This is a genomic window from Dactylosporangium sp. NPDC049742 (assembly GCF_040674675.1).
Taxonomy (GTDB): domain Bacteria; phylum Actinomycetota; class Actinomycetes; order Mycobacteriales; family Micromonosporaceae; genus Dactylosporangium; species Dactylosporangium maewongense.
This window is the reverse complement of the sequence record NZ_JBFANF010000079.1, coordinates 44,591-53,379: the sequence shown is the minus strand read 5'-3', so window position 1 is coordinate 53,379 and position 8,789 is coordinate 44,591. Positions and strand designations below refer to the sequence as shown.

At 71.8% G+C, this 8,789-nt stretch carries 7 protein-coding genes and 1 pseudogene; 5 read left to right on the top strand and 3 right to left on the bottom strand.

Annotated features, from left to right (window positions below; translation table 11 throughout):
• Positions 1 to 893, top strand: a pseudogene (locus AB0J72_RS51660) (hypothetical protein); the annotation flags it as partial.
• Positions 894 to 910: 17 nt separating this feature from the next.
• On the opposite strand, the gene AB0J72_RS51655 reads toward AB0J72_RS51660, so the two are convergent.
• Entirely contained in the window at positions 911 to 2,392 is a 1,482-nt protein-coding gene (locus AB0J72_RS51655; RefSeq protein WP_363414183.1) for an RtcB family protein, read from the bottom strand.
• Positions 2,393 to 2,436: 44 nt separating this feature from the next.
• Positions 2,437 to 3,621 carry a hypothetical protein gene (locus AB0J72_RS51650; RefSeq protein ID WP_363414180.1) on the bottom strand — a complete coding sequence of 395 codons (1,185 nt, stop codon included), beginning with the start codon at positions 3,619 to 3,621 and terminating at the stop codon, positions 2,437 to 2,439.
• Between the two features lie 183 nt (positions 3,622 to 3,804).
• Here AB0J72_RS51650 and AB0J72_RS51645 point away from each other — a divergent pair, with 183 nt between their 5' ends.
• Both AB0J72_RS51645 and AB0J72_RS51640 read left to right on the top strand, forming a co-directional pair.
• A complete protein-coding gene (locus tag AB0J72_RS51645) occupies positions 3,805 to 4,083 on the top strand; it encodes a GlsB/YeaQ/YmgE family stress response membrane protein (protein WP_363414177.1) in 279 nt (92 codons plus the stop codon).
• 71 nt (positions 4,084 to 4,154) lie between these two features.
• A complete protein-coding gene (locus tag AB0J72_RS51640) occupies positions 4,155 to 4,601 on the top strand; it encodes a GNAT family N-acetyltransferase (RefSeq protein ID WP_363414174.1) in 447 nt (148 codons plus the stop codon).
• Positions 4,602 to 4,612: 11 nt separating this feature from the next.
• On the opposite strand, the gene AB0J72_RS51635 is transcribed toward AB0J72_RS51640, so the two are convergent.
• Positions 4,613 to 5,074, bottom strand: a complete 462-nt coding sequence (locus tag AB0J72_RS51635; RefSeq protein WP_363414171.1) for a flagellar basal body-associated FliL family protein — start codon at positions 5,072 to 5,074, stop codon at positions 4,613 to 4,615.
• A gap of 282 nt (positions 5,075 to 5,356) precedes the next feature.
• Here AB0J72_RS51635 and AB0J72_RS51630 point away from each other — a divergent pair, with 282 nt between their 5' ends.
• Both AB0J72_RS51630 and pepN read left to right on the top strand, forming a co-directional pair.
• The gene (locus tag AB0J72_RS51630) at positions 5,357 to 5,983 is read left to right on the top strand and encodes a pyridoxamine 5'-phosphate oxidase family protein (RefSeq protein WP_363414168.1); all 627 of its coding nucleotides are present in this window, start codon (positions 5,357 to 5,359) and stop codon (positions 5,981 to 5,983) included.
• 101 nt (positions 5,984 to 6,084) lie between these two features.
• The gene (pepN, locus tag AB0J72_RS51625; RefSeq protein WP_363414165.1) at positions 6,085 to 8,505 is read left to right on the top strand and encodes an aminopeptidase N; all 2,421 of its coding nucleotides are present in this window, start codon (positions 6,085 to 6,087) and stop codon (positions 8,503 to 8,505) included.
• Positions 8,506 to 8,789 lie beyond the last annotated feature (284 nt).

The window sequence follows — 8,789 nt, the reverse complement described above, 5'->3', positions numbered from 1 at the left end:
CCGCCGCACCGCCCGAGACCGTGCCCGCCGCACCGCCCGAGACCGTGCCCGCCGCACCGCCCGAGACCGTGCCCGCCGCACCGCCCGAGACCGTGCCCGCCGCACCGCCCGAGACCGTGCCCGCCGCACCGCCCGAGACCGTGTCCTGGACGCCGCCCGAGACAGCGCCCGAGACTGCTTCCGGCGCGGTGCCGGAAGCGGCGCCGGCGGTGCCCGGGGAGGCGTCGGGCGGCGGCCACGTGCTGGCGAAGGCGGGCCGGCCCCGGCGGGGACTGCTCCGGCCGGCGGTGGTGGCCCCCGTGGCCGCGCTGCTCGCCGTCGCGCTGCTGGCGGTCGGCGTGTACGCCCTGAACCGGGGGCCCGGCGCGCGCGATCAGGCGCTCACCGGCCAGTCCGCGTCAGCGACCGCCGCGGGATCCCCCACGGAAGCACCGACCGGCGACCTCAGCCTGGCGCTGGCGACGACCGACCGGCCGTGCCACGTCGGCAGCTGGACCAACGCCGTCACGGACGATCTGGTGGTCTGGATCGCCGTCCGCGGCATCGCCCGGGGCACACTGTCGATGGGCACGAATCTGCGCGGCATCGGCGTCCGCCTCGCGACCGGCGGCGTCGACGGCGACATCCAGTACCTGAAGGATGACGGCGCCCTCGACTACGTCACGACGTTCACCGACCGGCCCGGCGTCAACTACGGCTGGGTCGAGCTGCCCGCGGCCAAGGTCACTGCGGCGCGCGGCCGGACCATCGTCGTGACGGCCGTCATCGACCCGTCCGGGTACGTCGCGGAGGCCGACGAACGCAACAACGCCAAGCAGATCACGGTCGACGTCCCGGCGGAGCTGCCCGACCGGGGTCACTACACGGACACCGCCTGCACCATCTCGGCGTAGCCCCGCGGCGCCGGGGGTCAGCCCTTGACGGTGAGGAGGGGGCGGAGCTCGGCGACCGGGGTGGCCACGCCCGCGGTCTCCAGGGTGCGGACGACCGGGCCGACCTCCTTGTACGCCCAGGGAGCCTCCTGTTTGAGGTCGCGGCGCCAGGCGTCGAGGATGTCGCGGCGGCCGGCGAGGGCCGGGTCGCGGTGGTTCAGCGGGGTCACCACGCGGAACTCCTCCAGGAACGCGTCGAGCTCGGCGTCGCTGCCGCGGGAGGCGGAGCCACGCGGGACGCTGCGGCCGGCGCCGTGGCAGGCGCTCTGCAGGGCGCGCGGGTTGCCGAGGCCGCGCAGCAGGTGGCTGGGGGCGCCCATCGAGCCCGGCACGATGACCGGCTCGCCCCACGGGGTCGTGTCGCCGGGGCCCGCGGCGGGAGTGGCGCCCTTGCGGTGCACGACGGTGCCGTCGGGCGAGGGCCACAGGAGGTTGTGCGGCGACTCGTACACCAGCCGCGAATCGACCTGTCCGGCGACGGCGGCGAGCCCGGCCCGCATCATCAGGGCCAGGAAGAAGCGGTTGCCGATGGCGAAGTTGGCCGCGTTGGCGAACGCCGTCAGGTACTTCCCGATGCGGGCGGAGCCCTCGTCGGTCAGCAGCATGGGCAGGATGCGGTTGCGGGGCATCGGCACGCCCCGCGGCCACAGCGCGCGGGCCTGGTCCTGGCCGGTGGAGTTGGCCTGGTGGCCGAGCGAGAGCGACCCCGTGTGCACCATGAGCACCACCCGTCCCGGGGCGAGGCCCCAGGCGTAGGCGGCCGCGCCGTCGTGGATCTCCGAGACGTACTGCAGCTCGGCGAAGTGGTTGCCGCCGCCGACGCTGCCGATGATGCTGTCGTAGCTGGTGCCGCCGCCGCTGGTGATCCAGTCGTCGAAGCCGGCGGCGGACGTGACCGGGTGGCCGGCGGCGTGCAGGTTGTCCGGGGCGAAGTCGTCGGGGCGGACCTGCGCCCAGGCGCCCTCCGCGCCGGACGGGACACCGGCGGACAGCAGGCCCGGCAGGCCGTCGCGGAGCAGGCCCTCGCGGTGCGCGGGGGTGAGGCCGATGCGCCGGCCGCCCTCGAAGAACAGGTGCCGCAGGTGCTGCTCGAGGCGGTCCAGGTGCGGCCGGACCCGGTCGACGGTCAGCGACGTGGCCTCGACCCGCATGCCGCAGTTGATGTCGTTGCCGACCGCCTGCGGGATGAGGGCCCCGGTGGTCTGCAGGACGGTGCCGATCGGGATCCCGGCGCCCTTGTGGAAGTCGGGGGTGCACACGACCCGGTCCAGCCGGGCGCCCACGGCGTCGAGCGTGGCCGCCGTCTCCACGACGGTCAGCAGCTCGTCGACCGCCGCGGACTCGATCGGCACGTCGGGCGCGGCGCAGATCTCCACGGGCACGCCGTGCGGGTTGGGCAGGGTCAGCCAGGAGTCATCGGTGCGGGCGAGGCGCGGATCGGGCCGCTTGGTGGTCGACATGGTCCGCCCAGGGTAGGAAGGCGCCCCGCCCGCCGTACAACGAATTACCCGTCGAAGTTGGCCTGCTTGACGGCGAACACGTTGCGGTGCCCGACCTGCTCCTGCAGCGACCACAGCAGGTCCGCCTCGGTCGCGTCCTCCCAGTAGCTGATGCTCTCGCCGCCGCTGACCCACGCGTACGTGTGTGAGCCCGCCGACGGCGTCCAGTAGTACAGCTGCTTGGAGCCGGACGAGTTGAACCACCAGCGGTTGTTGTGCGAGGCGACGCCGTTCAGCTTGTACCAGGGAAGCTGCAGCGCCTGGCTGGCCGTGGTGCTCGCGGCGAACGTGGTGGCGCCGGCGGCGAACGGGAAGCGCACCGCCCGCGGGGGCCGGTTGGGGTAGTCGGCACAGCCGGAGGCGCACGTGTACTCGGTCATGACGATCGACCGGCTGACCCGGTCCAGCGAGATGGACGACCAGGCCAGGTTCGTGCCCGACGTGGTCGCCGCGGTGATCGTGCCGATCTGGGGCAGCACGTACGCGTAGTTGTGCGCGTAGTAGGTGGTCGCGTTCTGCCGGCCGATCTGCGCGGCGGTCCCGCCCGTGTTCGTCTTCAGGATCTTGCGCATGTCGAAGACCCGCATGCCGCGGCCGGTGTCGGCGACGTACAGGTAGTCGCCGAACCACGAGACGCCACCGGCGTGGATCTTGATGTCCTTGAAGTCGGGGGCGGCCGTCGTGCCGGTCGGCTCGACCAGCAGGACCTTGCGGTACTTGTTGGGATACGTGGCGTCCCAGTCGACGAGCGTGATCCGGCTGCGCGAGGACGCCCTGTCGCAGCCGTCCTTGGTGTACCAGCTGACCAGGATCAGCTGGTGGCCGTCGTAGTTGCCGCTGTTGGCGGTCCCGATGGCGTCCCGGCTGGTGGTGATGCCCTGCGGGTAGTTGGTGCAGTCGTTGTCGTCGCCGGAGTCGAACGAGAAGCCGGTCTCGTAGCTGATCCCGAGCGAGTCGGTGATCCCGGTCCGGTCGTGGTTGGCGTTGTCCATGACGGTGTGCACGGCCGCGGTGCCCAGCGTGGACACCAGGGCCGAGTTCACCGCGTCGAACTGGTGGTAGTTCGCCGACAGCGTGAACTGACCGGCGGGCAGCGTGGCCGGCGCCGCCGCGGCGGACGCGCTGGTGGTGGCGGTGACCAGCGTCGCGGCGACGGTGACTCCGGCGGCGAGAACAGCAAGGACTCTCATAGACGCGTAACGATAGCCGATTTGCCGGAGTTGTGCCGTCCCGATCGAGGACGGGTGCGATCGGTTTCGGATGACGGGTGCGATCGGTTTCGGATCAGGAACGCACGGGCATCACTGAAGCAGAGCCGAGGCGGAGCGGGAGCAGGCCGAGGCACACAGGAAGCAACGAGTTCAGGAGGAGCAATGACCGTCACTGGGATCATCACCGCGCTGATCGTCGGTCTGATCGTGGGTGCGCTCGGGCGGCTCGTGGTCCCGGGCCGGCAGCACATGTCGATCCTGCTGACCATGGTCGTCGGTGTCGTCGCCGCGCTGCTGGGCACCGTCCTGGCGAACGCGGTCGGCATCGCGACCGACACCCCCGGTGTCGACTGGGGCGAGCTCGTCGTGCAGGTGCTGCTCGCCGCCGTCGGTGTGGCGCTGGTGGCCGGCATCTCCGGCCGGGGCCGCCGCGCGCTCTGAGCAGACGTTCAGCGCTGGCTTCAACGGCGCCCGGCCATCGTGCCGGGCGCCGTTGCCGTATGGTCGCGGCCATGTCGAGCCTGCGGATCGGACCGGTCACCGACGACGCCACGCTCGAGGACTGGCGGCTGGTGCACAACACGGTCGTGCCGGACGCCGCGATGTCGGCCGACGAGGCGCGCGAACGGGTCGAGAAGTACCTGCTGGAGGTCGCCTACGACGGTGACGTGCTGGTCGGCTGCACCACCGTCCGCCCGCCCGAGGCCGGCGGCGGGGCGTCCACGGTGATCGTCCGGGTGCTGCCGCAGTGGCGCGGCCGTGGGCTGGGTTCGGCACTGTACGACCGGGCGATGCGCCAGGCCGCCGACCACGCCGCCCCCGCGGTCGAGACGGTGGTCTGGGCGGCGAACACCGCCGGTGTCCGGTTCGCGGAGGCGCGCGGCTTCGCCGAGGTGGACCGCTACGAGCCCGAGCCGGGCGCCGTGCCGTACCTCACGCTGCGCCGCCAGTCCGCCTGAGCCGTCGCTGACTACTGGATCACGAACGTGGTGTAGTACACGTCCATGATCTCCTTCTCCTTGTCGACCGTGTAGGCCTTGACGACCTTCTCCTTGAGCTGCGTCTTGTACTTCTCGCGGCCGTCGTTGGTCAGCAGCTCCTTGGAGTCCATGTTGCTAAACAGCGAGATCGCGGCGTCCAGCGCCTTGCTGCCGTCCGGGGCCTCGGCCGCCTTGTCGGTCGCCTGCAGCGTCATCTTCAGCTTCAGGTAGTGCCCGTCGGCGAGGTTGATCGTGATCGCGTCCAGCGGCACGACGATCCCGGCCACGAGGACCTCGGCCTCCGCCTTCTTCGGCGCGAACATGAAGTACCCACCGGCGCCACCACCGGCGAGCGCGACCAGGACGATCGCGAGGATCATGATGAGCTTCTTCTTGCCGCCCTTCTTGGGGGCATCCTCCGCCGCCGCCTTGTCCTTCTCGTCCTTCGCCATGAAGCTCCCCCTCGTGCCTGTTCGACCGCCGACCTCCGACGCTTCCTGACATCGGACCGATCGCCCGACAGGTGAGTTGCAGCCAGGTGCGGAGCGGTAGCGCCACGAGCGCACCACCGCGACGCCGGTGCGGTGCCGTGGCCGCCGGGGCGCCTGTGACGGGAGCGCCGGCAACCGTCCCGGCGGGGGACGGCACCGACGTACACATTGTGCGACGGGACGGTTGCACGCGTGGAACACTGCGATCTTCGGGGGTCGACGTTGGAGGCAGCGGTGGACACGATGGCCAGCACACACCTGCCGGGGACCGCGGGTGAGCACCTGCTGCAGTCCCGGTTCGGAACCGTCGAGCGGGCGGAGCGGTTCTACCAGCAGCAGGTGCTGCCGGAGCTGAACCCCGACATGGTGGACTTCGTCGGCCGGCAGGAGATGATGTTCGTCGCGACGGCGAGCGCGCTCGGGCACTGCGACTGCACGTTCCGCGCCGGGCCGCCGGGGTTCGTGCAGGTGCTCGGGCCGGGGCGGGTCGCGTGGCCGGAGTACCGCGGCAACGGCGTGATGGCGAGCCTCGGCAACATCGTGGAGAACCCCCACGTCGGCATCGTCTTCGTCGACTTCCTGCGCGACGTGATCGGGCTGCACATCAACGGGCGCGCCACGATCGTGCCCGACGCCGAGATGCGCCGGGCGTTCCCCGCGCTGCCGAGCGACACCGTGCCGGGGCGCCGGGCCGAGCGGTGGGTCAACCTGCACGTCGACGAGGCGTACATCCACTGCGCGAAACACATCCCGCGGCTGCGCAAGGTCACCGCCGAGGAGCGCGCGTGGGGCACCGACGACGCGCGCCGCAAGGGCGGCGACTTCTTCCACGTGGCGGCGGAGCGCGCCGGCATCGACCGCGGCGCCTGATCACCTCGTCCGCTCGTTCAGCTGTACGGCCGGTCGGGGGCGCTCAGCACCAGGTCAGTAATGGTCATGCTGGCAATCTATCCACGCCTTAGGATCGGCGGATGAGCAACCCGAGCCTGACGCAGGCCGAAGCCGAGCACAGGGCCGCGCTGCTGGCCGTCGAGCACTACGCGATCGACATCGATCTCACCGAGCTGCCGTCCGGGCCGCGGGTGCGGTGCGTGTCGCAGGTGCGGTTCACCTGCGGCGAGCCGGGCGCGCAGAGCTTCGTCGACTGCGCCGCCGAGGTCGTCAGCGCCGAGCTCAACGGCGTCCCGCTGCCACCCGCCCAGGACGGCCGGATCCCGTTGCCGGGCCTCGAGGCGACCAACCACCTGCGGGTCGAGACCGTACAGGCGGAGACCAAGGACGGCGAGGGCGTGCACAAGGCGGTCGACCCCGCCGACGGCGAGATCTACGTGTGGACGTCGTTCGAGCCCGACGAGGCGCACTTCGTGTGGGCGTGCTTCGACCAGCCGGACCTGAAGGCGCCGCACCAGTTCACGGTGCTCGCGCCACCACAGTGGACGGTCGTGAGCAACAGCGGCGACCCGGTCGTCACCACCGCCGGTGCCGCGCGCCGGTGGCAGTTCCCCGCGACGCCGCCGCTGTCGGCGTACAACACGGTCGTCAACGCCGGACCGTTCCACGAGGTGCGCCGCGAGGTCGACGGGCACGACCTGGGGCTGCTCACCCGCCGGTCCCTCGCCGCCGTGCTGGACCGCGACGCCGACGAGCTCTTCGCGCTGACCCGGCAGGGGCTCGCCTTCTACGGCGAGGTGTTCCGGATGCCGTTCCCGCAGCGCCGGTACGACCAGGTCTTCGTCCCCGAGTTCGGCGGCGCGATGGAGAACTACGGCTGCGTCACGTGGTCCGACTCGTTCATGTACCGGTCGGCGCCCACCCCGGCGGAGCGGGAGCTGCGCGCGAAGGTGCTGCTGCACGAGATGGCGCACATGTGGTTCGGCAACATCGTCACGATGCGCTGGTGGGACGACCTGTGGCTCAACGAGGCGTTCGCCGAGTTCGCCTGCAACTGGGCGGCGGAGCGGGCGACCGAGTTCACCGACGCGTGGGCCGGCCACCTCGCCGAGGGCAAGCTCCTGGCGTACCTCGCCGACCAGGGCCCGGCGACACACCCGATCCGCCAGCCGATCCACGACGTCGCGCAGGCCATGTCCATCTTCGACGCGATCACCTACCCGAAGGGCGCGTCGGTGCTGCACCAGCTGATGCGCTACGTCGGCGAGGCGGACTTCGCGACCGGCATGGCCACCTACTTCGCGCGGTACGCCTGGAGCAACACCACCCTGCAGGACCTCATCGACACGCTCGGCGCGGCGAGCGGCCGGGACCTGAACGCCTGGCGGACCGGCTGGCTGGAGACCGCCGGCACCGACCGGATCACGCTGCGCCACACCGGCGACGGCTTCGTCCTGGACGCCCGCGGCCCCGACGGTCCCCCGCGCCCGCAGGTCCTGGCGGTCGGCGCGTACCGCAGCGACGGCGGCGAACGGCTGGAGCGGACCGCCCTCGTCCAGGTGGAGATCGCCGGCCCCACCACACCGGTCGACCTGCCCTCCGGCGCCGACCTGTACCTGGTCAACGACGAGGACCTGACCTTCGCCACGACCCGCCCCTCCCCCTTCCCGACCGCGACGGCGCTGCCGAGCGCCATCTCCCGCGGGGTCGCCGTCGCCACCGTCTGGGACATACTGCTCACCGGCGAGGTGTCCGCGGCGGAGGCGGTGCGCTGCCTCACCGGCGTGCTGCTCGCCGAGACGTCGGGCTCGGTCATCGAGCCGTACCTGACGCTCGCCGCCGACGTCGCCGAGCGGTGGTCGCCGGACGCCGAACGCCCGGAGCTGATCGAATCCGTCGCCGCGACCTGCCGCAAACTCGCCGAGCACCCCGACCAGGCGCAGGTGGCGCTGCGCACCCTCGCCCGCACCGCCGCCGACCTCGACGAGGTCACGTGGCTGCGCTCCCGGGCCGGCGACGACGTGGACCTGCGGTGGCGCGCCCTCGCCCGGGCGGCCGAGCTGGGCGGCACCGTCGACGCCGACATCGACGCGCTGCTCGGCGTGGACCCCGACCCCGACGCATGGGTCCGGGCCACCGGGGTCCGGGCGGCGTCGCCCGACCCGGCGGTGAAGGAGTCCGTCTGGCAGGCCGTGGTCGTCGACCGCTCAGTGCCGATCAACGAGGTGAAGGCGGTCATGGCGACCTTCTGGCGCCCGGGCCAGGACGCGACCCTCGCGCCGTTCGCCGCCCGGTATCTGGAGCTCGCGCCGCAGCTGCACCGCGGCGGCATGACCCCGGCGATGGTGTTCGCGAACCGGCTCTTCCCACTGCACGGCGTCGACGAACCCTACCTGCGCCGCGCCGAGACCGTCACCGCCGACGTGGCCCCGGTGGTCGCCAAGTACATGACCGAACGCATCGACATCGTCCGCCGCATGCTCCACACCCGCACCACCTAACCCCGCCGCCCTCCCCGCCGAGCCCAACGCCCTCCGCCCCGGATAAATCCAGGCGCAAGCGCCCGGATTTATCCGACATTTCGCATATGCCCGACCCACTCGCACCACCGCGCGCCAGACCATGATCGAATGGCAGATCCGGTCGTCCGGACAGCCAGATCCGTCATTCGATCATGGAAGGGATTCGGCATTCGGCGGCGAAGTGGTCCATGCGATGGCGGTGGTGACGATGTCGTGGAGGGCGGCGTTGAAGGTACTGTCGCCACCTCGGTTGGTCGGGTGGT

Bases quoted from the DNA above. Each gene is read 5' to 3' on its own strand.
- AB0J72_RS51655 (WP_363414183.1), bottom strand. From the start codon at position 2,392: ATGTCGACCACCAAGCGGCCCGATCCGCGCCTCGCCCGCACCGATGAC.
- AB0J72_RS51635 (WP_363414171.1), bottom strand. From the start codon at position 5,074: ATGGCGAAGGACGAGAAGGACAAGGCGGCGGCGGAGGATGCCCCCAAG.
- pepN (WP_363414165.1), top strand. From the start codon at position 6,085: ATGAGCAACCCGAGCCTGACGCAGGCCGAAGCCGAGCACAGGGCCGCG.
- AB0J72_RS51640 (WP_363414174.1), top strand. From the start codon at position 4,155: ATGTCGAGCCTGCGGATCGGACCGGTCACCGACGACGCCACGCTCGAG.
- AB0J72_RS51650 (WP_363414180.1), bottom strand. From the start codon at position 3,621: ATGAGAGTCCTTGCTGTTCTCGCCGCCGGAGTCACCGTCGCCGCGACG.
- AB0J72_RS51630 (WP_363414168.1), top strand. From the start codon at position 5,357: ATGGCCAGCACACACCTGCCGGGGACCGCGGGTGAGCACCTGCTGCAG.
- AB0J72_RS51645 (WP_363414177.1), top strand. From the start codon at position 3,805: ATGACCGTCACTGGGATCATCACCGCGCTGATCGTCGGTCTGATCGTG.